This window comes from Bradyrhizobium sp. Mp19, assembly GCF_029952935.1.
Taxonomy (GTDB): Bacteria; Pseudomonadota; Alphaproteobacteria; order Rhizobiales; family Xanthobacteraceae; genus Bradyrhizobium; species Bradyrhizobium elkanii.
Window position 1 is genome coordinate 79957 of the sequence record NZ_JASAUT010000007.1, and the last position, 25772, is coordinate 105728.

25 protein-coding genes and 2 pseudogenes are annotated in these 25772 nt (G+C 66.0%); 23 read left to right on the forward strand and 4 right to left on the reverse strand.

The window, feature by feature from the left end:
- Positions 1-161 precede the first annotated feature (161 nt).
- The 13 genes and pseudogenes from QJT82_RS11395 to hemC all read left to right on the forward strand — a co-directional run bounded on the left by QJT82_RS11395 (position 162) and on the right by hemC (position 13761).
- Positions 162-956, forward strand: a complete 795-nt coding sequence (locus tag QJT82_RS11395; RefSeq protein ID WP_051447765.1) for an FCD domain-containing protein — start codon at positions 162-164, stop codon at positions 954-956.
- 44 nt (positions 957-1000) lie between these two features.
- Entirely contained in the window at positions 1001-2419 is a 1419-nt protein-coding gene (locus QJT82_RS11400) for an amidase family protein (RefSeq protein ID WP_028339567.1), read from the forward strand.
- 27 nt (positions 2420-2446) lie between these two features.
- Complete coding sequence (locus tag QJT82_RS11405; RefSeq protein WP_035631120.1) at positions 2447-3892, forward strand: amidase family protein; 1446 nt, start codon at positions 2447-2449, stop codon at positions 3890-3892.
- Between the two features lie 228 nt (positions 3893-4120).
- Positions 4121-5341 carry an ABC transporter substrate-binding protein gene (locus QJT82_RS11410; protein ID WP_035631119.1) on the forward strand — a complete coding sequence of 407 codons (1221 nt, stop codon included), beginning with the start codon at positions 4121-4123 and terminating at the stop codon, positions 5339-5341.
- Positions 5342-5584: 243 nt separating this feature from the next.
- Entirely contained in the window at positions 5585-6010 is a 426-nt protein-coding gene (locus QJT82_RS11415; RefSeq protein ID WP_028339565.1) for a GFA family protein, read from the forward strand.
- 277 nt (positions 6011-6287) lie between these two features.
- Complete coding sequence (locus tag QJT82_RS11420; RefSeq protein ID WP_028339564.1) at positions 6288-7040, forward strand: hypothetical protein; 753 nt, start codon at positions 6288-6290, stop codon at positions 7038-7040.
- A gap of 124 nt (positions 7041-7164) precedes the next feature.
- Positions 7165-8757, forward strand: coding sequence for a flavin monoamine oxidase family protein (locus tag QJT82_RS11425; protein ID WP_035631118.1), 1593 nt, complete (start codon positions 7165-7167; stop codon positions 8755-8757).
- Positions 8758-8759: 2 nt separating this feature from the next.
- Positions 8760-9164, forward strand: a complete 405-nt coding sequence (locus tag QJT82_RS11430) for a cytochrome c (protein WP_259266142.1) — start codon at positions 8760-8762, stop codon at positions 9162-9164.
- A gap of 23 nt (positions 9165-9187) precedes the next feature.
- Positions 9188-9688: a RidA family protein gene (locus tag QJT82_RS11435; RefSeq protein ID WP_028339561.1), complete on the forward strand. Its 501-nt coding sequence runs from the start codon at positions 9188-9190 to the stop codon at positions 9686-9688.
- A 129-nt stretch (positions 9689-9817) separates the two neighbouring features.
- Positions 9818-11236, forward strand: a complete 1419-nt coding sequence (locus QJT82_RS11440; RefSeq protein WP_028339560.1) for a M20/M25/M40 family metallo-hydrolase — start codon at positions 9818-9820, stop codon at positions 11234-11236.
- Positions 11236-12039 (forward strand): annotated as a pseudogene (locus QJT82_RS11445) (aspartate dehydrogenase); the annotation flags it as partial. The gene QJT82_RS11440 and the pseudogene QJT82_RS11445, both read left to right, overlap by 1 nt.
- 64 nt (positions 12040-12103) lie before the next feature.
- Positions 12104-12685: pseudogene (pncA, locus tag QJT82_RS11450) on the forward strand (bifunctional nicotinamidase/pyrazinamidase); the annotation flags it as partial.
- A 65-nt stretch (positions 12686-12750) separates the two neighbouring features.
- A complete protein-coding gene (hemC, locus tag QJT82_RS11455) occupies positions 12751-13761 on the forward strand; it encodes a hydroxymethylbilane synthase (RefSeq protein ID WP_051447764.1) in 1011 nt (336 codons plus the stop codon).
- A gap of 56 nt (positions 13762-13817) precedes the next feature.
- Here the strand turns inward: hemC and QJT82_RS11460 are convergent, their stop codons facing one another.
- From QJT82_RS11460 to QJT82_RS11470, 3 genes are read right to left on the reverse strand one after another with little or no spacing between them, the layout of a single operon-like run.
- On the reverse strand, positions 13818-14516 hold the full coding sequence (locus QJT82_RS11460) for a DUF1045 domain-containing protein (protein WP_028339556.1): 699 nt from the start codon (positions 14514-14516) through the stop codon (positions 13818-13820).
- Positions 14517-14525: 9 nt separating this feature from the next.
- A complete protein-coding gene (locus tag QJT82_RS11465) occupies positions 14526-15698 on the reverse strand; it encodes an alpha-D-ribose 1-methylphosphonate 5-triphosphate diphosphatase (protein ID WP_028339555.1) in 1173 nt (390 codons plus the stop codon).
- A complete protein-coding gene (locus tag QJT82_RS11470) occupies positions 15695-16360 on the reverse strand; it encodes a chloramphenicol acetyltransferase (protein ID WP_028339554.1) in 666 nt (221 codons plus the stop codon). The genes QJT82_RS11465 and QJT82_RS11470 overlap by 4 nt, the downstream gene beginning before the upstream one ends.
- A 210-nt stretch (positions 16361-16570) precedes the next feature.
- Between QJT82_RS11470 and phnC the strand changes: the two genes are divergently transcribed.
- The 4 genes from phnC to phnE (QJT82_RS11490) all read left to right on the forward strand — a co-directional run bounded on the left by phnC (position 16571) and on the right by phnE (QJT82_RS11490) (position 20202).
- Positions 16571-17377: a phosphonate ABC transporter ATP-binding protein gene (gene phnC / locus QJT82_RS11475; protein WP_028339553.1), complete on the forward strand. Its 807-nt coding sequence runs from the start codon at positions 16571-16573 to the stop codon at positions 17375-17377.
- A 79-nt stretch (positions 17378-17456) separates the two neighbouring features.
- Complete coding sequence (gene phnD, locus QJT82_RS11480) at positions 17457-18389, forward strand: phosphonate ABC transporter substrate-binding protein (RefSeq protein ID WP_028339552.1); 933 nt, start codon at positions 17457-17459, stop codon at positions 18387-18389.
- Positions 18390-18472: 83 nt separating this feature from the next.
- A complete protein-coding gene (gene phnE / locus QJT82_RS11485; RefSeq protein WP_028339551.1) occupies positions 18473-19357 on the forward strand; it encodes a phosphonate ABC transporter, permease protein PhnE in 885 nt (294 codons plus the stop codon).
- Positions 19354-20202: a phosphonate ABC transporter, permease protein PhnE gene (gene phnE / locus QJT82_RS11490; RefSeq protein ID WP_028339550.1), complete on the forward strand. Its 849-nt coding sequence runs from the start codon at positions 19354-19356 to the stop codon at positions 20200-20202. Before phnE (QJT82_RS11485) ends, phnE (QJT82_RS11490) begins: the two co-directional genes overlap by 4 nt.
- A 166-nt stretch (positions 20203-20368) precedes the next feature.
- On the opposite strand, the gene phnF is transcribed toward phnE (QJT82_RS11490), so the two are convergent.
- Positions 20369-21094, reverse strand: coding sequence for a phosphonate metabolism transcriptional regulator PhnF (phnF, locus tag QJT82_RS11495; RefSeq protein ID WP_028339549.1), 726 nt, complete (start codon positions 21092-21094; stop codon positions 20369-20371).
- Between the two features lie 115 nt (positions 21095-21209).
- On the opposite strand from phnF, the gene phnG reads away from it, so the two are divergent.
- From phnG to phnL, 6 genes are read left to right on the forward strand one after another with little or no spacing between them, the layout of a single operon-like run.
- Positions 21210-21671: a phosphonate C-P lyase system protein PhnG gene (gene phnG, locus QJT82_RS11500; RefSeq protein WP_028339548.1), complete on the forward strand. Its 462-nt coding sequence runs from the start codon at positions 21210-21212 to the stop codon at positions 21669-21671.
- A 4-nt stretch (positions 21672-21675) separates the two neighbouring features.
- Complete coding sequence (phnH, locus tag QJT82_RS11505) at positions 21676-22284, forward strand: phosphonate C-P lyase system protein PhnH (protein ID WP_028339547.1); 609 nt, start codon at positions 21676-21678, stop codon at positions 22282-22284.
- 3 nt (positions 22285-22287) lie between these two features.
- Entirely contained in the window at positions 22288-23391 is a 1104-nt protein-coding gene (locus QJT82_RS11510) for a carbon-phosphorus lyase complex subunit PhnI (protein WP_028339546.1), read from the forward strand.
- Complete coding sequence (locus QJT82_RS11515) at positions 23388-24272, forward strand: alpha-D-ribose 1-methylphosphonate 5-phosphate C-P-lyase PhnJ (protein ID WP_028339545.1); 885 nt, start codon at positions 23388-23390, stop codon at positions 24270-24272. The genes QJT82_RS11510 and QJT82_RS11515 overlap by 4 nt, the downstream gene beginning before the upstream one ends.
- The gene (gene phnK, locus QJT82_RS11520) at positions 24265-25062 is read left to right on the forward strand and encodes a phosphonate C-P lyase system protein PhnK (protein ID WP_028339544.1); all 798 of its coding nucleotides are present in this window, start codon (positions 24265-24267) and stop codon (positions 25060-25062) included. The genes QJT82_RS11515 and phnK overlap by 8 nt, the downstream gene beginning before the upstream one ends.
- An 8-nt stretch (positions 25063-25070) precedes the next feature.
- Entirely contained in the window at positions 25071-25769 is a 699-nt protein-coding gene (gene phnL, locus QJT82_RS11525; RefSeq protein ID WP_028339543.1) for a phosphonate C-P lyase system protein PhnL, read from the forward strand.
- Positions 25770-25772 lie beyond the last annotated feature (3 nt).

Here is a 25772-nt window from a genome sequence, read left to right on the forward strand (position 1 = left end):
ATCACCATCTCCCGCATCCGGTCGGCCCTTTGACCGCGTAGGCGCTACGCCCCCGGGACCGCTGACAGGCGAGCGGGGTATCCCCATCATGGCGGCCCTCGGCATCCCGAGAACACCGACATGGCTTGCAAAATGATCGCGATCCTATTTATGATCATAAAATGGATAAATCGGCTCTCCCGTCCCTCGACCCTTCGCGCCGCGCCTCGATCAAGCGCAAGCGCTCGGACGCGGTCGCCGACCTGATCCGCAGCCACATCTTCCAGGCCGGCTTGCAGCCGAGCGACCGGCTGCCGCAGGAGGGGGAGCTGATCGAGATGTTCGGCTGCAGCCGCTCCACCATCCGCGAGGCGCTCAAATCGCTGGAAGTGCAGGGTCTGGTGCAGAACACCACCGGCCCCGGCGGCGGCGCGCGGGTGGCGCCGGTCTCGATCAACCGGATCGTCGGCCTGCTCAGCAACTACTTCTATTTCCAGTCGACCAGCACCGCGCAGATCTACCAGATCCGCCGGCTGATCGAGCCGGAGCTCGCGTTCAGCGTGGTCGGACACCTCACGGCGGAGCATTTCGCCGCACTGGAAAAGGCGATCGCGGTCCAGGAGCATCATCCCGACGGCGATGCCGATTGGGAACATCATCGCCACGCCGAGATCGATTTCCACGACATCCTGATCGAGGCCTGTCCCAACCCGCTGCTCGGCCTGATGTGCCGGTTCGTCAACGAGGCGATCAGGCATCTGATCGGCAGGCTCGGCGTACAGGAATTCGCATCCAGCTTCACCTGCGAGAATATCGAGTTTCACAAGCGTCTGCTGGCTGCGTTCCGCTCCGGCAATGCCGCGCGCGCCCGGCGCGTGATGCTCGATCATGTGCTGAGCGCCGAGGCGGTGGTCGTTCCCGCGGAAGACCGGCGCATCGATCTGCCCGTCTTTCACCAGCCGTTGCGGCTCGATTGAACCGCATCGGCCGACTGCTGCATCACGCCTTGGAGAAAACGACAATGGACACGCGGCGCGAGAATGAGTTGTGGAGCTGGTCGGCCGTCGATCTGGCCCGTGCGATCGCGACGCGCGCGATTTCCAGCCGGGAAGCCGTGCAATCCAGTTTCGATCGCATCGCCGAGGTCAATCCGGCCTTGAACGCCATTGTCGCCGTCCTCGCCGACGAGGCGCTGGCCGCCGCGGACGCGGCGGACGTCGCCGTGAAGTCAGGCGCGGAGCTCGGCGTGCTGCACGGCGTTCCGGTCACCATCAAGGTCAATGTCGACCAGCGCGGCTGCGCCACCACCAACGGGGTCGTTGCCTTCCGCGATGTGATCGCCACCGAGGACAGCCCTGTGGTCGCGAATCTTCGCAAGGCGGGCGCCGTCATTGTCGGGCGCACCAACACGCCGGCCTTTTCGCACCGCTGGTTCACCAACAACGATCTGCACGGCGCGACCTACAATCCGTGGAGCCGTCGGCTGACGCCGGGCGGCTCCAGCGGTGGCGCCGCATCGGCCGTTGCTTCCGGAATGGGCGCGATCGCGCACGGCAATGATTTCGGCGGCTCGATCCGCTATCCCGCTTACGCCTGCGGCGTCGCCGGCCTGCGTCCGACGCCGGGACGGATCCCCGCGTTCAATCCGTCGGCAACCAGCGATCGCCCGATCACCGCGCAGGTGATGTCGGTGCAGGGGCCGCTTGCCCGCTCGGTCGCAGACTTGCGCATCGGCCTCGCCGCCATGGCGCAGGCGGACGCGCGCGACGGCACCTGGCTGCCGGTGCCGCTGCAGGGTCCAGAGCTCAAGCGTCCGATCGGCGTTGCGATCGCAGCGGCGCCGTTCGGCGACGAGGCGGGCGAGGTGAGCGCGGCGGTGCGCGCCGCCGGGCGCTGGCTCGCGGAGGCCGGCTTTGCCGTGGAGGAGAGCTTGCCGCCGCGGCTCGCGGAGGCCGCCGATCTCTGGCATCGCCTCGTCATCAACGAGGAGCGGCGCGTGCTGGCGCCGATGATCCGCAAGTTCGGCGACGATCGGAGCCGCTACAATCTCGAGTGCCATATCGCCTACGCGCCCGAGCTCGACGGCGATCAGGTGCTCTCCTGCTTCGAGCAGCGGCTGGCGATCGTGCGGGCCTGGCAGCTGTTCCAGGAGCGCTATCCCGTCATCATCCTGCCGGTCTCGGCGCAACTGCCGTTCCGTTTCGATCAGGACCAGGAAGACGCGACCGTGGTCCGTGCGCTGCTCGACGCGCAGCGGCCGCTGCTGGCGGTGCCCGCGCTCGGCTTTCCGTCGGTCGTCGTGCCGACCGGGACCGCGGGCGGCGCGCCGGTCGGCGTGCAGGTGATCGCCGGCCGTTTCCGGGAAGACGTCTGTCTCGCAGTGGCCGAGCTGATCGAGGCGCGTGCATCAAAGCTGACGCCGATCGACCCGCGAGATTGAACCAACAACAACAAAGCACTGAACATCATGGGAGAACATCACGTGACGAACGCACCGATCTGGCAATGGTCCGCCGTGGACACGGCCGCGGCGATCCGAAACAACCAAGTGACGTCGGAGGAGGTGGTCCGCGCCCATCTCGACCCCATGCAGGAAGCCAATCCGGCGCTCAACGCCGTCGTGGTCGATCTCGGCGCGTCAGCGATGCAGGCCGCCAAGGCCGCGGACGAGGCGCTGGCTGCGAGCAAGCGCGGGGGCGGCGCCGTCGGGCCGCTGCACGGCGTGCCGGTTACGATCAAGATCAATATCGACGTCGAGGGCCAGGCCAATTCGAACGGCGTGGTGGCATTCAAGGACAACATCGCGCCGGGCGACTCGCCGGTGACGGCGAATCTCAAGAAGGCCGGCGCAATCATCATCGGCCTGACCAACACGCCGGAGTTCTCGCTGCGCGGCTTCACCGACAACCCGTTGCACGGCCTGACGCGCAATCCCTGGAATGCCGATGTGACCTGCGGCGGGTCCTCCGGCGGCGCCGGCGCGTCGATCGCCGCCGGCATCGGCACCATCGCGCATGGCAACGACATCGGCGGCTCGCTGCGCTGGCCGGCGCATTGCAACGGCATTGCCACCATCAAGCCGACCCAAGGCCGCATTCCCGCGTTCAATCCCAGCGCCACGGCAGAACGGCCGCTGATGGCGCAGTTCATGTCGTCGCAAGGGCCGCTGGCGCGCCACGTCGCCGACGTGCGCCTCGGCCTCGAGGTGATGGCGCAGCGCGATCCGCGCGATCCCTGGTATGTGCCGGCGCCGCTGACGGGGCCGAAGCCGGCTGGGCCGATCAAGGTCGCGCTCGCAAAGATCCCCGAGGACATGGCGACCGATCGCGGCGTTATCGCGCTCCAGCGCAAGGCGGCCGATCATCTCGCCAATGCCGGCTATGCGGTCAGTGAGGTCGAGGTTCCCGACCTCAACAAGGTCTGGCAGCTCTGGTGCGACCTGATCATGACCGAGGTTCGCGTCCTGCAGCAGGACCAGATGCTGGCGACCACCAGCGCCGACTTCCAGAAGACGTTCCGCGGCTTCATCGCGCTGGCCAACCAGCTCGATCAAGCCGGCTACATGAAGGCGATCGCGGAGCGCTCGCGCCACATCAGGAACTGGATGACCTTCCTCGAGCAGTATCCGCTGGTCGTGATGCCGACCACGGTGCGCAAGACGCCGGAGGTCAATGCCGATCTCGGCGGCGATCAGCGCGTCAAGGATTTGTTCTGGAACGACCTGCGCTTCATTTCGTCGATGAACGTGCTGGGGCTGCCGGCGGCCGTGGTGCCGGTCGGCCTCGATGAGGGATTGCCGGTCGGCGTCCAGATCGTCGGCTCGCGCTATCGCGAGGACATGTGTCTCGACGCCGCCGAGGTGATCGAACGCAAGGCCGGCATTCTGGCACGACAATTGTGGCAGCGGCGCTGAGCGATCTCGGCGCCACGCATTATCCATTCGTATGATTCAGCGCACGCCGCGGCGAAATTTCGTCGCGGCGTTCGCACGATCGGCCTTGCGCGTGTCGACGCAATGGCTGTGTTCCTTCTCCCGGAATTTCTGAACGGAATCGCAGAGCGCCATGCCGGCGACGGGGTTGTCGGCGATCCCTGATTGCTTCAGGAGATCGTCCGAAACGTCGAAACCCCTGGGAACGAAATGTCCATCACGAAACGCTCGCATGTCCTGGTCGCAATGGCCGCCGTGTGTCTCTCATTTGCAGCCGGCGCTGCCCGCGCGGAGGATGGCGTGCTGCGGGTCGGCATCATCACCGACATGAGCGGGCAATATTCCGACGGCAATGGCCCGGGATCGGTGATCGCGGCACAAATGGCGGCGGAGGAAATCGGCGGCACGGTCGCCGGACGCAAGATCGAGATCATTTCGGCGGATCACCAGAACAAGCCTGACGTGGCGACCGGCATTGTGCGCAACTGGATCGACAACAAGGGTGTCGACGTGGTCGCCGAAGGCGTCAATTCCGCGGTGGCGCTCGCGATCCAGACGGTGACGCGCGAACGCAAGAAGCTGTTCCTGATTTCGGGCTCCGGTTCGTCTGATCTCACCGGCAAGCAATGCTCGCCGACCAGCGTGCAGTGGACTTATGACACCTATGCCTCCTCGAACGCGACGGCGAAGGCCGTGGTGGCGCGCGGCGGCACGCCCTGGTTCTTCCTGACGGCGGATTATGCGTTCGGCCAGGCGCTGGAGCGCGATGCGAGCAAGGCCGTGACATCGGCCGGCGGCAAGGTGCTCGGCGCGGTCCGCCATCCCTTCGACACCGCCGATTTCTCGTCCTTCCTGCTGCAGGCCCAGTCCTCCGGCGCCAAGATCCTGGCGCTTGCCAATGCCGGCTCCGACTTCCGCAACGCGGTGTCGCAGGCCGACGAGTTCAACATCCGCGCCAGCATGCAGGTCGTCGCACTGCAGGTGACGCTCACCGACGTGCCTGCGCTTGGCCTCGCGCATGCGCACGATCTGCTGTTCACCGATTCCTTCTATTGGGATCGCACGCCGGAGACGCGCGTCTTCGCCCAGGAGTTCTTCAAGCGTCATGGCGCGATGCCGACCGCCTATCAGGCCGGCGTCAACTCGGCGCTCCGGCACTATTTCAAGGCGGTCGCCGCGACCAACTCGGTCGATTCGGAGACCGTGATTGCGCAGATGCGCAAGACCCCGGTCAATGATTTCTTTGCCCAGAATGGCGTCGTGCGCGAGGACGGCCGGATGGTGCATGACATGTATCTGATGCGCATCAAGAAGCCGGAAGAGTCCAAGAGCAAGTGGGATCTCTACGAGTATCTCGCGACGGTGCCGGGCGACCAGGCCTTCCGTCCGCTCGATGAAGGCGGCTGCCCTTACGTCGCCAAATCGCATTAGCGTCGTCAAGATTTTGGATCGAGCCCTCGCGTGAGTTTTTCTCCTATCATGCGCGAGTTTTGATCGGTTGTCCGGCGCCGATCCTGACGATACGTTCGGATTGAGATCGGTCCCAGTCGGCAGATCATGCTCCTGCGCAGTTCCGAGCGAACTGCGGCGTGCGGCGCGTTGAGCTCGCTGAGACCTTCTCGTCCGTGCTGCAAGGCCGGGCGCAGAAGCGATCTGGACAGGAGACGCAGCAACATGACGGGCGACACGGGTGTTCGGGCTGGCCAGTGCCATTGCGGCGCGGTGCGTTTCGAGGCGACGCTCAGCGACGGCTTCAATTCGATCCGCCGCTGCACCTGCTCTTACTGCCGGATGCGGGGCGCCGTCGTTGCCATGGCGGAAATGGGCGGGATCAAGGTCTTGCACGGCGAAGATGCGTTAACAAGCTACCGCTTCCATACCGGATCGGTGCAGCACTTCTTCTGTTCGCGCTGCGGGATCTACACCCATCATCAACGACGATCCAACCAGAACCTGTATGCCGTCAACGTGGCCTGCCTGGACGACGTAAGCCCATTCGATTTCCCCGAGGTGCCTGTGATGGACGGCGTCAATCATACGAACGACACCGGCAAGCCGACGCGCCGGGCCGGCACACTCCGCTTCATCCCCGCCGACTAACGATCGCTGTCGGCCGACGACCGCCCGGCTCGTCGCGGGACGACCGTGAGGGGAAGGGAGCCCTCCGCCGGTGATCGTGCAACAAGTTCAGTGTCGTCCCTGCGAAAGCAGGGACCCATAACCACCGATGGTCATTGTTTCACGACGCCGGAATGACGAGTCCCCTTAACAACAGCCGCCGCGGAGTATGGGTCCCTGCTTTCGCAGGGACGACAGCTGTGGTGAAATCAAGCGAGACGTCATCGCGGCGGCCCCATCACCGTGTTCACGAGGCACCATGACCAACACCATCGAGGCTTCCGACTGCGGCTACCGCTTCATGCCCGGCGTCAGCCAGTATTCCTGCGGCATCGGTGCGCTGCCCGGCTTTGCCATCGAGCGCGTCAGGTTCTCTGAACCGGTGCCGCTGGGCGCGGGTTTTGCTAGGATTGCCGACATCATCAAAGCGGCGGGGCGTCCGCTGACGGCGTTCGGCGCCTGCGAGCTGCGCTCCCCGGCGCCGTTCACCGAGGACGGGTTCAGGGCCTTCAACGAAATCTACATCAAGACGCTGGTGGCTTGGGGTGTGATGCGGGACGGCGTCAATCCGGTGGCGCGCAGCAATGTCTGTCCAAAACTCGATCCGCCCGGCGAGCCGAGCTTCCACGCCTTCTGCTACACGGTGCCGGCCGCCAAGGACGCACCAACCAGCTTTGTCGTCGCCGGCAGCGGCGAGTCGGTCGAGGGCAAGGCCAATTATCGCGATCACACCGTCGCCCTTGGCGACACCAGCCCGGCCGGCCTCCTGGCGAAGGCGAAATTCGTGGCCGACGAGATGGAACGCCGGATGAGCGCGTTCGGCGGCCGTTGGCAGGACACCACCGCGGTGCAGCTCTACACCGTGTACGACGCCTATTCGGTGCTGGAAAGCGAGCTCGGCCGCCGCGGCGTGCTTCGCAACGGCTTGACCTGGCATTTCGACAGGCCGCCGGTGGTTGGCCTCGACTTCGAAATGGATTGCCGGCGCGTGCATCGCGAGCGCGTGGTGTGATGTGTCGGTCGCGTGATGCATCAAAAGCGCGTGTGGGTGCATGTGGAAGCGTGTGCCCTTTCTTGACACGGATCGCGTCAACCGTTTCCCTTCGCCATCGACGTCAGCGGCTGGGTGAGCGCGGGTGCAGAACGAATCTGTGATCAGGCGGCGGGATCTGCTGGCGCTGATTGGCACCATTGCCGGCAGTTCGGCGATGTATCACGCGATGACGAGCCTCGGCTTCGCGTCCGAATCCGCCTACAAGGGGCCGCTGAAGCTCGCGGGCGACGTGAAGGGCGCCTCGGTGCTGATTCTCGGCGCGGGGCTTGCCGGGATGACGGCGGCGCTGGAGCTGCGCAAGGCCGGCTACAAGGTCCAGATCCTCGAATTCAACAACCGCGCCGGCGGCCGCAACTGGTCGATCCGCGGCGGCGACAGCTTTGTCGAGCTCGGCGGCTTCAGGCAGACCAGCCAGTTCGAGCAGGGGCTCTATCTCAATCCCGGCCCGTGGCGGATTCCCTATCATCACCGTGCGCTGCTCGATTACTGCCGCCGGCTCAATGTGACGCTGGAACCCTTCATCCAGCTCAATCACAACGCCTATCTGCACGCGACGCGTGCATTCGGCGGCAAGCCGCAGCGCTTTCGCAGCATCAAGGCGGATTTCCAGGGCGGGGTCTCGGAGCTGCTCGCAAAGATCACCCAGCAGGGCCGGCTTGACGAGATCGTCGGCAAGGAAGATCAGGAGATCCTGCTGCAGTCGCTGCGCGACTGGGGCGCGCTGGATCGCGACTACAAGTACAATGCCAACCTCGTGTCGGCCGAGTTCCGCGGTTATGCGCGCGATCCCGGCGGCGGCTTGATGGGCGATCCGCTGCCCAGCGACCCGATCCCGCTGCAGGAGCTGCTGCGGTCGCGGATGTGGCGCTATCTGCAGACCTTTGCGCGCTACGATTTCCAGACCACCATGTTCCAGCCGGTCGGCGGCATGGACATGATCGGCAAGGCGTTCGCGCGCGAGGTCGGCGATCTCATTCGCTATGGCGCCAAGGTGACGCAGATCCAGCAGAACGGCTCCGGCGTCACCGTCAGCTATGTCGACACCGCCAGTCCATCCACGGTGCAGCAGGCGACCGCCGATTGGTGCATCTGCACCATCCCGTTGCCGATCCTGAGCCAGTTACCGGTCGATGTCAGCGCGCCGATGAAGAGTGCGATCGACTCCGTGCCCTATGCCGCCTCGGTGAAGATCGGCCTGCAGTTCAAGCGGCGGTTCTGGGAGGAGGATGACGCGATCTATGGCGGCATCAGCTACACCGACCTGCCGATCCGGCAGATCGCCTATCCGAACTATGGCTTCAACCGCGGCGGCCGCGGCATCCTGCTCGGCGCCTACATGTATGGCGGTGCCAATTCCTTCGAGTTCACCGCGATGACGCCGGCCGAGCGGGTCGCCAGCGCGGTCGAATTCGGCGCCGCAATCCATCCGCAGTACAGAAACGAATTCGAGAACGGTGTCGCGGTGGCCTGGCATCGCGTGCCGTTCACGCTCGGCTGCGCCGGCGAATGGACCGAAGCCGCCCGCGCGCAGCATTACCGCAATCTCTGCCAGATCGACGGCCGTATCGTGCTGGCGGGCGAGCACGCCTCGCAGCTGCCGGCCTGGCAGGAGGGCGCCATCCTGTCCGCGCTCGACGTCATCTCCCGGCTGCACGAACGCGTGGTGAAGACATGATGATGCGGACCGCAACATCCGCCATCGCTGCACTGGCGCTGCTGTCGGCGACGGCAGCCCTTGGGCAGGACAGTGGCGCGGGCAAGCGCACCTTCTCTTCGGGCTACCGCTTCGTCGAGATGACCGGCGAGGAGCTGTTCGCCAATGTGTGCCAGGGCTGCCACATGCCGGATGCGACGGGCGCGAGCGGGGCGGGCAGCTACCCGTCGCTGGCCGGCAACAAGAATCTCGAGGCCGGCAGCTATCCGGTCTTCCTGGTCATCAATGGCCGCCGCGGCATGCCGGCGTTCGGCGACATGATGACCGATGGTCAGATCGCCGCCGTTGTGAATTATCTGCGGACGCACTTCAGCAACAGCTATGAGGACGCGGTGACGACCAAGGATGTTCAGGACGCCCGCCGCTGACAAGAACACTCGGGGAGAGTTTGATGAAATTCATCGGTATCGCACTGGGCGCCGCGTTGTCGGCGATGGCGACCGCTGCCTCGGCTGACGTGGTCAGGCATCCGATTCCCAATTCGACATTCCCGATCGCGCAGGCCGTGACCGTCACCGGCAACACCACGACCGTCTATGTCAGCGGCCAGGTGCCGCCGGCGATCAACAAGGACGCCGATCCGTCGAGCCCGCAGGCCTACGGCGATACCAGGACGCAGACCGTCGGCGTGCTCAACCGCATCAAGGCCATTCTGGAAGGCCAGGGCCTTGGCATGGGCGACGTCGTCAAGATGCAGGTGTTCCTGGTGCACAACGCATCGGCGCCGATGGACTTCAAGGCCTTCATGGAGGGCTACACCCAGTTCTTCGGCGGCAGCCAGCCGAACCTGCCGGCGCGCTCGGTGGTCGGCGTCGCCGCCCTCGCCAATCCCGGATTCCTGGTCGAGATCGAGGTGATCGCGGCCAAGGATACCAACAAGGATTCGAAATAAGGACCGCAAATAGCGTGCGCGAAACTGCGGAGCACGCGCGCGGAAATTGAAGGGCTCGCCGTCTTGCCAAAGCGCACGTCGCCTGTCTGAATTCGCTCCAATCAGGCGGTGGAATTCTGGGAGAGTACGATGTCGCACAAGGCTAGAGACACGGTTCGATCGCTGCGGCTCGCGGCGGCGTTTGGACCGGCGCTGCTCGCAACCGGCGCCGCGGCGCAGGGATTGACCGAGCAGCAGCAATTCGCCCGCGGCATCTACCAGGAGCTGGTCGAGATCAACACGACCACCGCGACCGGGGATACCCAGAAGGCGGCGGAGGCGATGGGCGCGCGGCTCCGCGCGGCGGGTTTCCCCGAGGCCGACGTGCACGTGTTCTCGCCGGCGCCGCACAAGGGCAATCTGGTGGCGCGGCTGCACGGCTCCGGCGCGCGCAAGCCGATCCTCCTGGTCGCCCATATCGACGTCGTCCCCGCCAACCGCGAGGACTGGTCGGTCGATCCGTTCAAGCTCACCGAGCAGGACGGCTATTTCTACGGCCGCGGTTCCAGCGACGACAAATACATGGCATCCGCCTTCATCACCAATCTGATCCGCTACAGGAAGGAGGGCTACAAGCCCGATCGCGACATCATCGTGGCGCTCGAGACCGACGAGGAAATCCTCGACGCCAACGGTCTCGGCATGCAGTGGCTGATCAAGAACCACCGCGACCTGATCGATGCCGAGTTCGCGCTCAATGAAGGCGGCGGCGTCGGCCTGAAGAACGGCAAGGCGATCCGCAACAGCGTGCAGACCAGCGAGAAGGTCTCGATCGGCTACCAGCTCACGGTGAAGGATCGCGGCGGCCACTCGTCGCTGCCGCGCAAGGAAAATGCGATCTATCACCTCGCCGAAGGCCTCGTGCGGCTCTCCAATTACAGCTTCCCGATGAACCTCAACGAGACCACGCGGATCTATTTCACCAAGACCGCCGAGGTCGAGACGTCGCATGCCGACGACATCAGGGCGATCCTGGCGCCGCAGCCCGATCCGGCGGCGCTGGCGCGATTGTCGGAGAATCCGGGTTATAATGCGCAGCTCCGCACCACCTGCGTCGCGACCATGCTGGAGGGCGGCCACGCCATCAACGCGCTGCCGCAGCTGGCGACCGCCAAGGTGAACTGCCGGATCCTGCCCGGCGAGCCGGTCGAGGGCGTGCAGGCGACGATCGAGCGCGTGCTCGCCGACAAGCAGATCGCGGTGGCTCCGACCGGCAAGGCCGTGCTGAGCCCGCCGTCGCCCCTCAACGAGGAGATCATGGGTTCGATCGAGAAGCTGTCGAAGGAGTTCTGGCCGGATGCGTCGATCGTTCCGGTCATGAGCACCGGCGCGACCGACGGCAGCTATCTGCGGAACGCGGGCATTCCGACCTATGGTCATTCCGGGCTGGCCGCCGATGTCGACGACAACCGGATCCATGGCAAGGACGAGCGCGTGCTCGTCAAGTCGTTCTACGAGGGCGAGGAGTATCTCTATCGCCTGGTCAAGATGCTCGCCGGCGGGAAATGATGGCTGACAGCAAGGCAAAGACACGGGTTGCGGTCGCCGGCCTCGGCGCGATCGGCATCGACGTCGTCAAGGCGCTCGATCAGGGCATCGAGGGCCTGACGCTGGTCGCGGTGTCGGCGAACGATCCGGACAAGCACCGCGGCTGGGTGGCGGAGCTCAAGTCGGCGCCGAAGCTGGTGCCGATCGAGCAGCTGGCCGAGGTTGCCGACATCGTGGTCGAGTGCGCGCCGAGCAAGGTGGTCCGTTCGATCGTGGCGCCGGTGGTCGAGCGCGGCAAGACCGCGCTCGTGCTCAGCGTCGGCGCGCTGCTGCAGAACGAGGACCTCGTCGATCTTGCGAGAGCCCATGGCGGCCAGATCATCGTGCCGACCGGCGCGCTGATCGGGCTCGATGCCGTGACCGCCGCGGCGATCGGAACCATTCATTCGGCGAAGCTGGTGACGCGCAAGCCGGTCGCGGGCCTCGTCGGCGCGCCGCATCTGGTCGAGAACAACATCCGGATCGAGGGGATCACCGAGCCGCTGCGCATCTTCGAGGGCAGTGCGCGCGACGCCGCAAAGGGCTTTCCGGCCAACCTCAACGTCGCGGTGGCGCTGTCGCTGGCCGGCATCGGCCCCGACCGCACAAGAGTCGAGATCTGGGCGGATCCGACCGTGACCCGCAACACCCACCGGATCGAGGTCGATTCCGATTCCGCGCGGTTCTCGATGATGATCGAGAACATTCCCTCGGAGAACCCGAAGACCGGCCGCATCACCGCGCTGTCGGTCATCGCCTGCCTGCGCAAGCTGCGCGCGTCGTTGCGGATTGAAGTCGGAGGCCAAGCGGTCTTAGGAAGACAAATATGTCTGGCAACTCCTTGGCTCACAGAACGACATGGCTACGATCCGACTTGCGCTGGCGGTCGCGGACGGCGATGCCGTCGTGCCGGTCGTCAACCGGCTGGCCGGCCGCTTCGACCATGTCGTGCTGACCCAGGACTGGCACCCGGCGGGCCACAGCTCGTTTGCGACCTCGCATCCGAGCGCGGCGCCGTTCTCCGAGATCGCCATGCCGTATGGGCCGCAGACGCTGTGGCCGGATCATTGCATCCAGGGCAGCGCGGGCGCGGCGTTTCATCCCGACCTTGCGACCGAGCGGGCCGAGCTCGTGATCCGCAAGGGGTTCCGGGCAGCGATCGATTCCTACTCGGCGTTCTTCGAGAACGACCGCAAGACGCCGACCGGGCTCGCCGGCTATCTGCGCGAGCGTGGCCTCAGGCGCGTCGTGATGGCGGGGCTCGCCACGGACTATTGCGTGCAGTATTCGGCGCTCGATGCGCGCCGGCTCGGTTTCGAGACCAGTGTCGTGCTGGCGGGCTGCCGCGCCATCGATCTCGGCGGCTCGCTTGCCGTCGCCGCCGCGGCGATGCGCGAGGCCGGGGTGGAGCTTGTTGAGGAGCTCGTCTGAGCGGGGCCAAGGAGGGGCAAAAACCGTTGTTTTGACTGGCTTTTTGTTCTAATCCCCAGCCGTTGATGATCACGCGCAGCGGAGCTTTCGTGTCGGGACAGGTTTTGCGGATTGGGACGCGCAAGAGCGCGATGGCGCTCGCGCAGACGGATGAGGTCGCGCGCCTGCTGCGCGCTTCGGCGCCGGACCTTGCCGTCGACATCGTCAAGTTCGAGACCCGCGGCGACCAGGACCAGACCAGCAAGCTGTTGCGCCATGGCGGCAAGGGCGGCGCCTTCGTTGCCGAGATCCGCGAAGCCATGCGCGCCGGCACCTTGCAGGCGGCGATGCATTCGCTGAAGGACGTGCCGGGCAACGAGGAGACGCCGGGTCTCGTCATCGCCGCGATGCTGGCGCGCGATGCCGCCAACGACAGCCTCGTGCTGCGTCCCGGGCTGTCGCTCGAGACCCTCCGCGCCGCACGCGGCAAGGGATTCATGATCGGCACCAACGCGGTGCGCCGCGCCGCCTATCTGCGCCGGCTGTTTCCGGAAGCGACCGTGATCCATTATCGCGGCGCCGCTGACACGCGGGTGGCCAAGCTCGATCGCGGCGACAAGCAGCGGCTGCCCGGCGGCGGCGAGGTCGGGCCGGCGGATGCGCTGGTGATGGCGCGCTCGGGTCTGGAGCGCATCGGCATGACCGCGCGCATCGCGCATGATTTCTCGGTCGGCGAGATGCTGCCGGCGGTCGGCCAGGGCATTGTCGCGGTGGAATGCGTCGAGACCGACTGGGCGACGCGTGCGCGGCTTGCCGGGATCGACAACGCGCCGTCGCGGCTTGCCGCCGAGGCCGAGCGCGAGGTGCTGTGGGTGCTCAACGGCCATTGCAATTCGCCGATCGCCGGCCACGCCACGCTCGCGGGCAGCGAGATGACGCTACGCGCCTCCGTGCTCGACGAGGCCGGCGCCGGCTTCATCGAGGTGACGCGGCGCGGGCCGGCGGATCGTCCGCGCGAACTCGGCCGCGCCGTGGGCATGGAGCTGCTCGAGAAGGGCGCCGCCGAGATCATCGCCCGCACCCGGATCGACGAATAGCGATATCTATCCCACGTCGTCCCGGCTTTCGCGGGGACGACACCGGTGTGTGAGGCCTAATCCCGATCCGCCCGCAGCGGCCAGCTGCCGATGATGCGGAAGCGCGATGCGCTGTCGGTCTGCCTGAACAGCGCGATGCGGTCGATTGCGAGCCGCGTGAGGTCGACCGCCGCGAACCGTGTGCGCAGCTGCGCCACGATCGGGCCGCGCCGCTCGTCGCTCAGCCGCCCCGTCAGCGTCATATGGAAGCGGAACTCCTCCATGACGTAGGGATAGCCCCAGCGATCGAGATTGTCGCACTGCCGCGCGGTGAGCCGCTCGGGCTTGCGCCGCGCCCGACCCGAGGCCGTCAGCGGGGTGCGGAACGCGTCGAATTCCGTGACGCAATCGGCGGCAAGCTGCTGCAGATCGTCCGAGCGGCCGGCCGGGATCACCGCGATGAAACCGCTGATCGCGTCGACCACCGGTTCGATCACCGGAATGCGCCGCGCGCGGCCGGCGAAGGCGGCACAGGCGTCGAGAAGCTCGGCCTCGCTTCGACCGTCGGCGAGCGCGGTGGGCGCTTTCAGCGTGGCGTGGAATCCATACTTGCGCGGATCTTCGGTGATCTCGCGCCAGTCGGGCGTGACGCCTTCGGGAAACGGCAGGTCGTCGCCCGACACCGCATCGTAACCGAGCAGTGTCGAACCGAAGCGGTGCAGGACGCTGTCGGGTGACGGTGCATAATAGATCGCGTAGCGCGGAGTGCTGGCCATGGGACTGGGCTACGCCGCCGCAACCGTCCTGCGCGGCGCGAGCGAATGAACGAGGCAGCTCGCGTCCGCCAGATGCACCAGCCGTCCGGCTGAGATCACAGCGACGATGCGCGGCCGCAGCGGCACCTTGTCGTCGACGACGACGATGTCGGCACGGCGGCCGGCGGCGAGCACGCCGCGGTCGGCGAGCCCTGCCGCGCGCGCCGGTGCCGACGAGATCAGGTCCCAGGCCCTGGCGAGCGGCAGGATGCCGTCGGCGACGAGGCGGAACGCCGCGAGCAGCTGCGCCGGATAATAGTAGTCCGACGCCAGCACCGAGCAGAGGCCCTGTGCGATCATGTCGGATGCCTTGGTCCAGCCGGTGTGGCTGCCGCCGCGCACCACATTGGGCGCGCCGAACACGATGAAGTCGCCCGCGCCAGCGGCATCGCGCGCGGTCTCCTCATTGACGGGGAATTCGGCGATCACAGCGCCCAGCGCGCGAAACTCCTGGCGCATCGACGGACTGTTGTCGTCATGCGACAGCATGCGGATATCGGCCGCGCGTGCGGCGGCGGCCAGTCGCGCGATCGAGGCGGGCACTTCGGGACGGCGCGCCACGACCCGGTCGAGCATGTCGTTGACGGCCTCGACGGAGAGCCCGGTGCGTTCGGCCAGCTGGTTGCGCTTCTTCGGCTTGACGTTGCTGTGGTCGTTGAAGGCGAACAGGTCGATGCGGCCTTCGGTGAGCCATTGAATGATCTCGGCCTCGGCTTCGAGATTGTGGGTCTCGTGACGCAGGTGGAAGCGCGTGTCGGCGCCGAGCTGCGGCCGCAGCGCCTCGATCGCGTCGAGCAGCTTGCGCGCATTCTCCGCGCTGCGCAGGCCGGGCTCCCACGACCAGGTCGTGCCATGGAACACGGTGGTGATGCCGTTGGCGATCGCCTGCCGGTCGCTGTCGATCAGCGCCACGTCGGTCGGGAAGTCGACGCTTGGGCGCGGCATCATCTGCCGCTCGAACGCATCGCCGTGCAGGTCGATGATGCCGGGCAGCACCAGGAGGCCGGTGGCATCGATGTGAAGCGCGGCGCGACCCTGCTCGGCGTCGAGCGCGCCGATGTCGCGGCCCGCGGTCCGCAGCGAGGTCTCGACCAAGGCGCCGTCAACCAGCGTGCGCCCGCCCTCGATGAAAATGTCCGTCACGATGCGGCGCTCCGTTGTTTGGCTTGTGATTGGGATACGGCCTCGGCCTCATGCTTGTCGAGGAATTCCTCGACCGCAAGCTTGCGAAAGTCGGGCAGGACACGCCGAAGTGTTTCGTGATCCCAGTCCCACCATGCGAGCGCGGCAAGGCGGTCGGCGATCGTCTCGGAGAAACGCCGCTTCACCGGCCGCGCCGGATTACCGGCGACGATGGTGTAGGCGGGGACGTCCTTGGTCACGATCGCGCCGGCGGCGACGACAGCGCCGGTTCCGATGTTCCGTCCTGGTAACAGGATCGCACCATGCCCGATCCAGACGTCATGGCCGATATGCACGTGATGCGCACGTCGCCAGTTGAAGAAGTCGGTGTCGTCGCTCTCTCCGGGAAAATACGCGCTGGCGCGATAGGTGAAATGCGCCTGGGTCGCGCGATGCATCGGGTGGTTGCCGGGGTTGATGCGGGTCATCGCCGCGATCGAGCAGAACTTGCCGATCGAGGTGTAGGTGATCTGGCTGTCGTTCACGACGTAGGAATAGTCATCCATGCTCACTTCAAGCAGGATCGTGCGCGCGCCGACCTCGGTATATTTGCCGAGCTTGCTCTCACGGACCGACGCAGTCGGGTCGACGGTCGGCACAACCGAGAGTGTTTTTCCGGGCATCAGGGCCTCCGCAAATCTTCAAGAATCTTTGGCTTCCGGGGATGTGTGCTCGTCATCGGGACGCTTGATGACAACATCATGACGTTGCGATGACGGCAAGGGAGCGACAAGGGAGGGGTGTGGACGATCGCCGCACCGCAGCGCTGTCGTCACATAACTGTAAAACGCCGGGGATAGCGATGGCCCAACGAGGCGCGGTTGGAGCATTACATGCTGGTGGTGGAAGGTTTGACGTGCCGGTTCGGCACGAAAGCCGCAGTCGACAACGCGTCCTTTTCGATCGCGCCGGGCAGCTTTGTCGGCGTGATCGGCCGTTCCGGTGCCGGCAAGTCGACGCTGCTTCGGATGATCAACCGTCTCGCCGATCCGACCTCCGGCCGTATCCTGTTCGAAGGCACCAACGTCACCGCTTTACGAGGCAAGGAACTGCGGCGGTGGCGCGCGCGCTCGGCGATGATCTTCCAGCAGTTCAATCTGGTCGGTCGCCTTGATGTGCTGACCAACGTGCTGATGGGCCGGCTGGCCCAGATTCCGTCATGGCGCTCGCTGGCGCAGGTCTGGCCGGAGCAGGACAGGGCGCTGGCGCTGTCGGCGCTCGAGCAATTCGACATCGCCCAGCTCGCGGCACAGCGCGCCGACCAGCTCTCCGGCGGCCAGCAGCAGCGTGTCGCGATTGCCCGCGCGCTGGTGCAGGAGCCCGACATCATTCTCGCCGACGAGCCGATCGCCTCGCTCGATCCGCGCAACACCAAGATCGTGATGGATGCGCTGCTGCGCATCAACAAGCATTTCGGCATCACTGTGCTCTGCAATCTGCACTCGCTCGACCTGGCGCGGACCTATTGCGACCGCCTGGTCGGCATGGCGGCGGGACGCGTGGTGTTCGATGGCGCCCCCGCGGCGCTCACCGACCATATCGCCCGCGAGCTCTATGACCTCGAGGCCAATGACGTCATCGGCGCGGCACCGCTGCCCGCGCCCGACGGTGCAACTGCGCCGGCCGCAGCCGCGGCCTGAGCGTCGCGCACTTTTCAATCTGGGAGGCCGAGCATTTTGCCCGGCCAACAGGTGCAACTACGACAAAAGAGGGGTAGTCATGTTCACTCGTCGCATCATTCTGGCTGGCGCCGCCGTGCTGGCGTTCACCGGTTCGGCATTCGCGCAGGACTGGAAAGCAAAATATCCGGAGCTCACCTTCGCGGTGGTGCCGGCCGAGAACGCCTCCGGCGTCACCGAGCGCTGGACGCCGTTCGTCGCATACCTGTCGAAGGAACTCGGCGTGAAGGTCACGCTGCGCATTGCCAACGACTACGCGGCCGTCATCGAAGGCCAGCGCGCCGGCAACATCCAGCTCGCCAGCTACGGCTCGGCCTCGTTCTCTCGCGCGCGCTTGACCGGCGTCAAGACCGACGCGTTCGCCAACGATATGAACGCTGACGGTTCGACCGGCTATTACTCGGTGTTCTTCGTCAAGGCGTCGAGCCCGTACAAGACCGTCGAGGACCTGAAAGGCAAGAATCTCGGCCTGGTCGATCCCAACTCGACATCCGGCAACAACGTGCCGCGCTTCGAACTCAACAAGATGGGCATCGCGAACGCCGAGGGCTATTTCGGCAAGGTCGTGTTCACCGGCAGCCACGAGAACGCCGTCCTGGCGCTGTCGCAGGGAACCGTTGATGTGGCCGCCAACCAGTGGACCAACGAGGACGATTCCACGCTCGCCCAGATGCTGACCAAGGGCATGCTGAAGAATGCCGACGGCTCGGCGATGAAGAAGGATGATTTCCGCATCATCCACAAGTCGGCGCTGATCATCAACGGCCCCTATGCGTACAACACCGATCTTCCGGAGGATCTGAAGGCTGCGATCGCAAAGGCCTTTTTCGACGCCCCGACCAAGGACAAGGCCGCCTTCGACCGTCTGTCCGACGGCCAGAAGAAGGGCTTCCATCCCGCCGCCACCAAGGATTGGGACGGCACCATCGAGCTGATCAAGTTCGTCGACGGTTTGCGCAAGAAGGCGAGCTGATCGCACGCCTGACGTCACGAGGGCCGGGCGCATAGCCCGGCCCTTTCTCTCCACTCAACTCCGAACCGGACTGGCACGCGTCGATGGCGACCGCCGTATCCATTCTTCCAGCGCAGCAACTGGCGACGCTGGAGGACGCCTACCGCAAGTCCGTCGCACGCAAGCGGCTGAAGGCCGCGCTGGCAACGGCGGCATTCTGTGCGGTGCTGGTGATCGCGGCGTTCGGCGCGGAAGTGAACCTGCGCACGCTGTTCACCTATTTCGGCAATTTCGTCAGCTATTTCGATCGCATCCTGACGCTGGATTCCGGCGCGCGGGTCTGGACCGATCCCGCCGAATGGTTCTGGGGTTGGCATAAATGGCTGAAGATGCTCGGCGAGACGATCCTGATCAGCTATGTCGGCACGCTGACGGGGGCCGTGCTCGCCTTCACGCTCAATTTCTTCGCGGCCCAGAATACGTCGCCGGGCCCGTGGGTACGTTTCGCGATCCCCCGCCTGCTGGAATTCGCGCGCACCGTTCCCGGCATCGTGTTCGCGCTGATCTTCGTGATCGCGTTCGGCCTCGGGCCGATGGCCGGCGTACTGGCGATCGCGATCCACACCACCGGGGCGCTCGGCAAGCTGTTCGCCGAGATCGTCGAGAACGCCGACATGAAGCCGGTCGAGGGCATCCGCTCCACCGGCGCGAGCTGGCTGTCCTGCATGCGCTTTGCCGTGCTGCCGCAGGTCTCGGCCGGCTATGCCAGCTATGCGCTGCTGCGCTTCGAGATCAACGTCCGCGAGGCGTCGGTGATGGGCTTCGTCGGCGCCGGCGGCATCGGCCAGGAGCTGGTGGTCGCGATCCGCAAGTTCTACTATTCCGACGTCAGTGCCATCCTCATCACCATCATCGTCACCGTCTTCATCATCGACATCTCGACCGGTTGGCTGCGCGGCCGGCTGTTCGGCAAGGAGACCCGTCGATGAGCAAGATGCCGAGGCCGGACACCACGGAACTGCGCGCGAAGTACCCCGGCGTCTTCGAACGTCCCGCATCGGCACGGCTGGCGATGCCGGCCATGATCGCGGCGGCGCTCGCGATCTTCGTGTTCGGACTGGTCGATCTCGATTTCTCGCCGTCCAGGCTGATCGCGGGCCTCGGCCAGCTCGGCTGGATCACCATGCTGATGCTCCCGCCGAATCCGGGCTCGTCGTTCCCGCTCTACATGCAAGCGCTCGGCGAGACGCTGTCGATCGCGGTGCTCGGCACCACGCTCGCCGCGCTGCTGGCGCTGCCGGTCAGCCTGCTGGCGGCGCGCAACATCATCCCCTCGAATCTGATCCGCTTTCCGGTGCGCCGCTTCCTGGACTCGATCCGCGGCGTCGACACGCTGATCTGGGCGCTGGTCTGGATCAACGTCGTCGGTCTCGGCCCGTTCGCCGGCGTGCTCGCGATCATGGTGTCCGACTTCGGCGCGTTCGGAAAACTGTTCTCGGAGGCGATCGAGGCGGCGGATCGCAAGCAGGTCGAGGGTATCCGCGCCTCCGGTGGCAACGCGCTGCACGAGATCCGCTTCGGCCTGCTGCCGCAGGTGTTGCCCGTGATCGCCGGGCAGGTGCTCTACTTCATCGAGTCGAACACGCGTTCGGCGACCATCATCGGCATCGTCGGCGCCGGCGGCATCGGCTTGCAGCTCGCCGAGCAGATCCGCGTGCTGGAATGGCAGAAGGTGTCGTTCCTGATCCTGATGATCCTGATCGCGGTTGCCGCGATCGATTTCATCTCCAGCAAGCTGCGCTTTGCGATCATCGGGCAAAGGGCGGTGGTGTAGCTTCTTCTTCGCCTCTCCCCGCGTGCGGGGAGAGGCGGGAATTTTCGCGCAGCGCAAATTCCGGGTGAGGGGGACTCTCCGCACACTCAAAGCTTTCGAAGTCGCGGAGACAGCCCCTCACCCCAACCCTCTCCCCGCAAGAGCGGGGCGAGGGAGCAGAAGCACGTCAACCATTCTCGACCAGAAACTCGACGCGCTCGGCAGCGAAGCGCGAGCGCTTGGTCACCAGTGGCCGGTCCAGCATGTCGACGTCGGTGGCGTCGACCACCAGCACCGGCCGTCCCAGCGGCAGGTCGAGCCGCGCGGCGTCGGTCGCATCGACGATCGCCGCGGTGATCCGGGTCGAGGCGCGGTGGTAGTCCTTGACGCCGTAATGTCCGAGCAGCTTGGTCATCGAGCGAACGTTGGCGAACACGCTGCCGGCATCGGGAAACCGCTCGGCCGACAGCCAGGTGGTGGAAACGCAGATCGGCGTCCGGTCGGCGAGCCGCACCGCTTCGATCCGGATCAGTGGCGCGCCGATCTTCAGGCCCAGTTCGCGTGCGATCTCGCGGTTGGCAATGTCGTCGCCTGCCTCGATCAGCTGGCCGCGCGGCTCGTGACCGCCGGCGCCGACGATCTCGGAAAATCGCGTGCGTGAGCGCAAGGGATAGGCGAGGCGCTGGGCTTCGACATAGGTGCCGCTGCCGCGCTCCGCGCGCACCAGGCCGCGCTCGGCCAATGCGGCGAGCGCCCGCCGCACGGTGTGGCGGTTGACCCGGTACGTCTCGGCGATCTCCATCTCGCCGGGCAGCTTTTCGCCGGCGGCAAAGCGGCCGTCAGCGATGCCGCGCTCGATGCCGTCGGCGACCTGCCGCCACAAGGCGACGCCGGAACTTTCCTGCATGCTCATGGCGCGGTGATACCAGAAATCTTTGGTTTGTCACGAAACAGTCATGGCGCTCCGCTATCAAGTTGTCTAGTATCATAGACAACTTGATGCAAGCAAGGTTGCCCAAAGGTTGCTCATGAGTTCGACCGGACCAAACAGCAAACAGGCCCAGCGCAAGGCCGCGATGACGGTGCTGGCGCACGCCGCCGCGACCGACATCGCAGGCAGGCTGGCAGCGATCGCGGTGCCCGCGCATGAGAACCTGCGCGAGCCGGAAAATGGCCTTGTGATGCTGCGCGGACGGATCGGCGGCGACGGTGCGCCGTTCAATCTCGGCGAGGCGACGGTGTCGCGCGCGGCGGTGCGGCTCGCGACCGGCGAGGTCGGCTTCGGCTACACGCTCGGCCGCGACGCGCGGAAGGCGCAGATGATCGCGCTGTGCGACGCCATGGTGCAGTCGGCGGAGCTGTCCGGCGAGGTGGAGGCCAAGGTGATCGCGCCGCTGCGCGTCGCCATGAACGCCGAACGCGACCGCAAGGCGGCGGAAACCGCGGCGACGCGGGTCGATTTCTACACGATGGTGCGCGGTGAGGGATGATGCAATGACGACGATTGCCGAAATGCCCGCGGGCTTTGCCGACAAGGTGCTGTCGGCGCAGTCGACTTTCCGTTCCGTGATGGATGCGATGGCGCGCCCGGGTAGCGTGCAGCACGTCGCCGCGAGCGTGGGAACGCCCGCCGGCATGATGCGCGGCTCGGCCGCGATCGCGCTGACGCTGTTCGATCACGACACGCCGATCTGGCTTGACGCTGCGATGTCGGCGACGCCGGACGTCGCCCGCTGGCTGAAGTTTCACGCCAGCGCGCCGGTGGTGGCCGATTCCTCGATCGCGAGCTTCGCTTTGATCGGCGATGCCGCGAGCCTGCCGGCGCTGGATCGCTTCGCATTCGGCAGCAGCGAATATCCTGACCGGTCGACCACGCTGATCCTGCAAGTCGACAGCCTGTCGCAGGGCCCGGCCTTCGAGCTGAAAGGGCCCGGCATCGACGGCAGCGCCGTGCTGCAGGCGATGATCAAGCCGCGCGACCTGTTCCAGCGGCTTGCGATCAACGAAACCCTGTTCCCGCGCGGCATCGATGTCGTGCTGGTCCATGACGATGCCATTGTGGCGATCCCGCGCACCACGCGGCTGATCGCAAGCGGAGTGTGAGCGATGTATGTAGCCGTCAAGGGAGGCGAGCGCGCCATCGAGAACGCCCATCGTCTGCTCGCGCATGAGCGGCGCGGCGACCGCGACGTGCCCGAGGTGACGCTGGCGCAGATCTCCGAGCAGCTCGCGCTTGGTGTCGATCGCGTGATGACCGAAGGCTCGCTCTACGACCGCGAGCTCGCGGCGCTCGCGATCAAGCAGGCGCGCGGCGACATGATCGAGGCGATCTTCCTGGTCCGCGCCTTTCGCGCCACGTTGCCGCGCTTTGGCGCCGCCGAGCCGATCAACACCGGCGAGATGCAGGTGCGGCGGCGGATCTCCTCGACCTTCAAGGACGTTCCGGGCGGCCAGATCCTGGGGCCGACCTTCGACTACACCCATCGCCTGCTCGATCCGCAGCTCGCGGAAGGCTTTGTGCCGGAGCAGCCGGCGACCGCGGAGGCCTCGCAGGCCGCCACGCCGCGGGTCACCGACATCCTCGGCCGCGACGGCCTGATCGAACCCTCGCCGCAGGCAGATAGCGAAACGCCGGTCGGCGACCTCACGCGCGAGCCGCTGAGCTTTCCGGCAGATCGCGATTTGCGGCTGCAGAACCTGGCGCGCGGCGACGAGGGCTTCCTGCTCGCGCTCGGCTACTCGACGCAGCGCGGCTACGGCCGCAATCATCCCTTCGCCGGCGAGATCCGCTTCGGTGAGGTCGAGGTCGAGTTCTTCGCCGAGGACGCGGGCTTTGCCGTGCCGCTGGGCTCGATCGAATTGACCGAGTGCCAGATGGTCAACCAGTTCAAGGGCTCGACCACCGAGGCGCCGTGCTTTACCCGCGGCTATGGCCTCGCCTTCGGGCAGAGCGAACGCAAGACCATGTCGATGGCGCTGGTCGATCGTGCGCTGCGTGCGCGCGAGCTCGGCGAGGAGGCGGCGGCGCCAGCGCAGGACGAGGAGTTCGTGATGTCGCACTCCGACAATGTCCAGTCGACCGGCTTCGTCGAGCATCTCAAGCTGCCGCACTATGTCGACTTCCAGTCCGAGCTCGGCCTCTTGCGCAAGCTGCGGCAGGAGTTTGCGGAAGCAAACGAGGCCGTGGAAATGCAGGAGGCCGCGGAATGAACGCGCCGACGTACAATTTCGCCTATCTCGACGAGCAGACCAAGCGGATGATCCGCCGCGCGATCCTCAAGGCGATCGCGATCCCCGGCTACCAGGTGCCGTTTGCGAGCCGCGAGATGCCGATGCCCTATGGCTGGGGCACCGGCGGCGTGCAGGTGACGGCGGCGATCCTCGGTCCCGACGACGTGCTGAAGGTGATCGACCAGGGCTCGGACGACACCACCAATGCGATCTCGATCCGGAAGTTCTTCGGCAAGACCGCGGGTGTCGCGACCACGACCTCGACCACGGACGCGACCGTGATCCAGACCCGGCATCGCATTCCCGAGGCGTCGCTGCATGCCGGACAGGTGCTGGTCTATCAGGTGCCGATCCCCGAGCCGCTGCGCTTCCTCGAGCCGCGCGAGACCGAGACACGGCGCATGCACGCGCTCGCCGAATACGGGCTGATGCACGTCAAGCTCTACGAGGACATCGCGCGCTTTGGCCATATCGCCACCGCCTACGCCTATCCGGTGAAGGTGAACGCACGCTACGTGATGGACCCGTCGCCGACACCGAAATTCGACAATCCGAAGATGGACAATTGCTCGGCGCTGCAGCTGTTCGGCGCCGGCCGCGAAAAGCGCATCTACGCGATCCCGCCCTACACCACCGTGGTCTCGCTGGATTTCGAGGATCACCCGTTCACGCGCTACCGCTTCAACGCGCCCTGCGCGCTGTGCGGCGCCGACAATTCCTATCTCGACGAGATCGTCACCGACGACAAGGGCGGTCGGATGTTTGTCTGCTCCGACACGGACTTCTGCGAGCAGCGCCAGGCCGCCGGCCATCACGGCACCGAGAGCGCAGCGCCGCACAAGGAGAAGGCGCATGTCTGAGCTCTCGAGCCTCGACAACGATGAGCCGCTGCTGGTGGCCGAGGGGCTTGCCAAGAATTACGGCCGGCTTGCCGCCTGTCGCGACGTCTCGTTCGCGCTCTATCCGGGCGAGGTGCTGGCGATCGTCGGCGAGTCCGGCTCGGGCAAGTCGACGCTGCTGCAGCTGCTCTCGGCGCAGCTCGCGCCGAGCGCCGGCCGGGTGTGCTACCGGATGCGCGACGGCGTGCTGCGCGATCTCGCCGAGCTCGGCGAGGCCGAGCGGCGCTTCCTGTTTCGCACCGACTGGGGCTTCGTGCACCAGGACCCGGCGCAAGGCCTGCGCATGGGCGTGTCGGCCGGCGCCAATGTCGGCGAGCGGCTGATGGCGGTCGGCTGGAATCATTACGGCCGCATCCGCGACACCGCGTCGACCTGGCTGGAGCGGGTCGAGATCGATACCGGCCGCATCGACGACGCGCCGAAGACCTATTCCGGCGGCATGCGGCAGCGGCTGCAGATCGCACGCAACCTCGTCACCGAGCCGCGGCTGGTGTTCATGGACGAGCCGACCGGCGGCCTCGATGTTTCGGTGCAGGCGCGTTTGCTCGACCTGATGCGCAACCTCGTCAGCGAGCTCGGACTTGCCGCGATCGTCGTGACCCACGATCTTGCGGTGGCGCGGTTGCTCTCGCATCGCGTGATGGTGATGAAGGGCGGCCGCGTCATCGAGACCGGCCTCACCGACCAGGTGCTCGACGATCCGCGCGAGCCTTACACGCAGCTGCTCGTTTCCTCGATTCTTCCGCCATGAGCGTGCCAATGACCGCGATGATCGAACTCGCCAACGCCGAGAAGACCTTCACCATGCATCTGCAGGGCGGCGTCGAACTGCCCGTGGTGCGCGGCGTCTCGTTCCATGCCGATCCGGGTGAGTGCGTGGTGCTGTCGGGCCCGTCGGGCGCCGGCAAATCCTCGATCCTGAAGATGATCTTCGGCAACTACCGCTGTGACAACGGCCGGATCGGCATCCGCCATCACGGCAAGGTTGTCGACCTTGCCACCGCCGAGCCGCGCCAGGTGCTCAGCATCCGCCGCTCGACCATCGGCTATGTCAGCCAGTTCCTGCGTGCCGTGCCGCGGGTGGCGACGATCGACGTCGTCGCCGAACCCTTGATCGTCAACGGCGTGGCGCGCGAGGAGGCCCGCACGCGCGCCGGCCAGCTGCTGCGCCGGCTCAACATTCCGGAGCGGCTGTGGACCTTGCCGCCCTCGACCTTCTCCGGCGGCGAGCAGCAGCGGGTCAACATTGCGCGCGGCTTCATCTCGGACCTGCCGATCCTGCTGCTGGACGAGCCGACCGCTTCGCTCGACGCGGCGAATCGCGCCGTGGTGGTCGAGCTGATCGCGGAGAAGAAAACCAAGGGCGTCGCGATGGTCGCGATTGTCCATGACGACGAAATCCGTCATCTGATTGCCGACCGCATCGTCGATGTGACCTCGTTCGCCGCTGCTGCCTGAAGG

What these genes read in the sequence shown, in the direction of transcription:
- QJT82_RS11395 (WP_051447765.1), top strand. Translation starts at nt 162, where the DNA reads ATGGATAAATCGGCTCTCCCGTCCCTCGACCCTTCGCGCCGCGCCTCG.
- QJT82_RS11400 (WP_028339567.1), top strand. Translation starts at nt 1,001, where the DNA reads ATGGACACGCGGCGCGAGAATGAGTTGTGGAGCTGGTCGGCCGTCGAT.
- QJT82_RS11405 (WP_035631120.1), top strand. Translation starts at nt 2,447, where the DNA reads ATGGGAGAACATCACGTGACGAACGCACCGATCTGGCAATGGTCCGCC.
- QJT82_RS11410 (WP_035631119.1), top strand. Translation starts at nt 4,121, where the DNA reads ATGTCCATCACGAAACGCTCGCATGTCCTGGTCGCAATGGCCGCCGTG.
- QJT82_RS11415 (WP_028339565.1), top strand. Translation starts at nt 5,585, where the DNA reads ATGACGGGCGACACGGGTGTTCGGGCTGGCCAGTGCCATTGCGGCGCG.
- QJT82_RS11420 (WP_028339564.1), top strand. Translation starts at nt 6,288, where the DNA reads ATGACCAACACCATCGAGGCTTCCGACTGCGGCTACCGCTTCATGCCC.
- QJT82_RS11430 (WP_259266142.1), top strand. Translation starts at nt 8,760, where the DNA reads ATGCGGACCGCAACATCCGCCATCGCTGCACTGGCGCTGCTGTCGGCG.
- QJT82_RS11435 (WP_028339561.1), top strand. Translation starts at nt 9,188, where the DNA reads ATGAAATTCATCGGTATCGCACTGGGCGCCGCGTTGTCGGCGATGGCG.
- QJT82_RS11440 (WP_028339560.1), top strand. Translation starts at nt 9,818, where the DNA reads ATGTCGCACAAGGCTAGAGACACGGTTCGATCGCTGCGGCTCGCGGCG.
- hemC (WP_051447764.1), top strand. Translation starts at nt 12,751, where the DNA reads ATGATCACGCGCAGCGGAGCTTTCGTGTCGGGACAGGTTTTGCGGATT.
- QJT82_RS11460 (WP_028339556.1), bottom strand. Translation starts at nt 14,516, where the DNA reads ATGGCCAGCACTCCGCGCTACGCGATCTATTATGCACCGTCACCCGAC.
- QJT82_RS11470 (WP_028339554.1), bottom strand. Translation starts at nt 16,360, where the DNA reads ATGCCCGGAAAAACACTCTCGGTTGTGCCGACCGTCGACCCGACTGCG.
- phnC (WP_028339553.1), top strand. Translation starts at nt 16,571, where the DNA reads ATGCTGGTGGTGGAAGGTTTGACGTGCCGGTTCGGCACGAAAGCCGCA.
- phnD (WP_028339552.1), top strand. Translation starts at nt 17,457, where the DNA reads ATGTTCACTCGTCGCATCATTCTGGCTGGCGCCGCCGTGCTGGCGTTC.
- phnE (WP_028339551.1), top strand. Translation starts at nt 18,473, where the DNA reads ATGGCGACCGCCGTATCCATTCTTCCAGCGCAGCAACTGGCGACGCTG.
- phnE (WP_028339550.1), top strand. Translation starts at nt 19,354, where the DNA reads ATGAGCAAGATGCCGAGGCCGGACACCACGGAACTGCGCGCGAAGTAC.
- phnF (WP_028339549.1), bottom strand. Translation starts at nt 21,094, where the DNA reads ATGAGCATGCAGGAAAGTTCCGGCGTCGCCTTGTGGCGGCAGGTCGCC.
- phnG (WP_028339548.1), top strand. Translation starts at nt 21,210, where the DNA reads ATGAGTTCGACCGGACCAAACAGCAAACAGGCCCAGCGCAAGGCCGCG.
- phnH (WP_028339547.1), top strand. Translation starts at nt 21,676, where the DNA reads ATGACGACGATTGCCGAAATGCCCGCGGGCTTTGCCGACAAGGTGCTG.
- QJT82_RS11510 (WP_028339546.1), top strand. Translation starts at nt 22,288, where the DNA reads ATGTATGTAGCCGTCAAGGGAGGCGAGCGCGCCATCGAGAACGCCCAT.
- QJT82_RS11515 (WP_028339545.1), top strand. Translation starts at nt 23,388, where the DNA reads ATGAACGCGCCGACGTACAATTTCGCCTATCTCGACGAGCAGACCAAG.
- phnK (WP_028339544.1), top strand. Translation starts at nt 24,265, where the DNA reads ATGTCTGAGCTCTCGAGCCTCGACAACGATGAGCCGCTGCTGGTGGCC.
- phnL (WP_028339543.1), top strand. Translation starts at nt 25,071, where the DNA reads ATGACCGCGATGATCGAACTCGCCAACGCCGAGAAGACCTTCACCATG.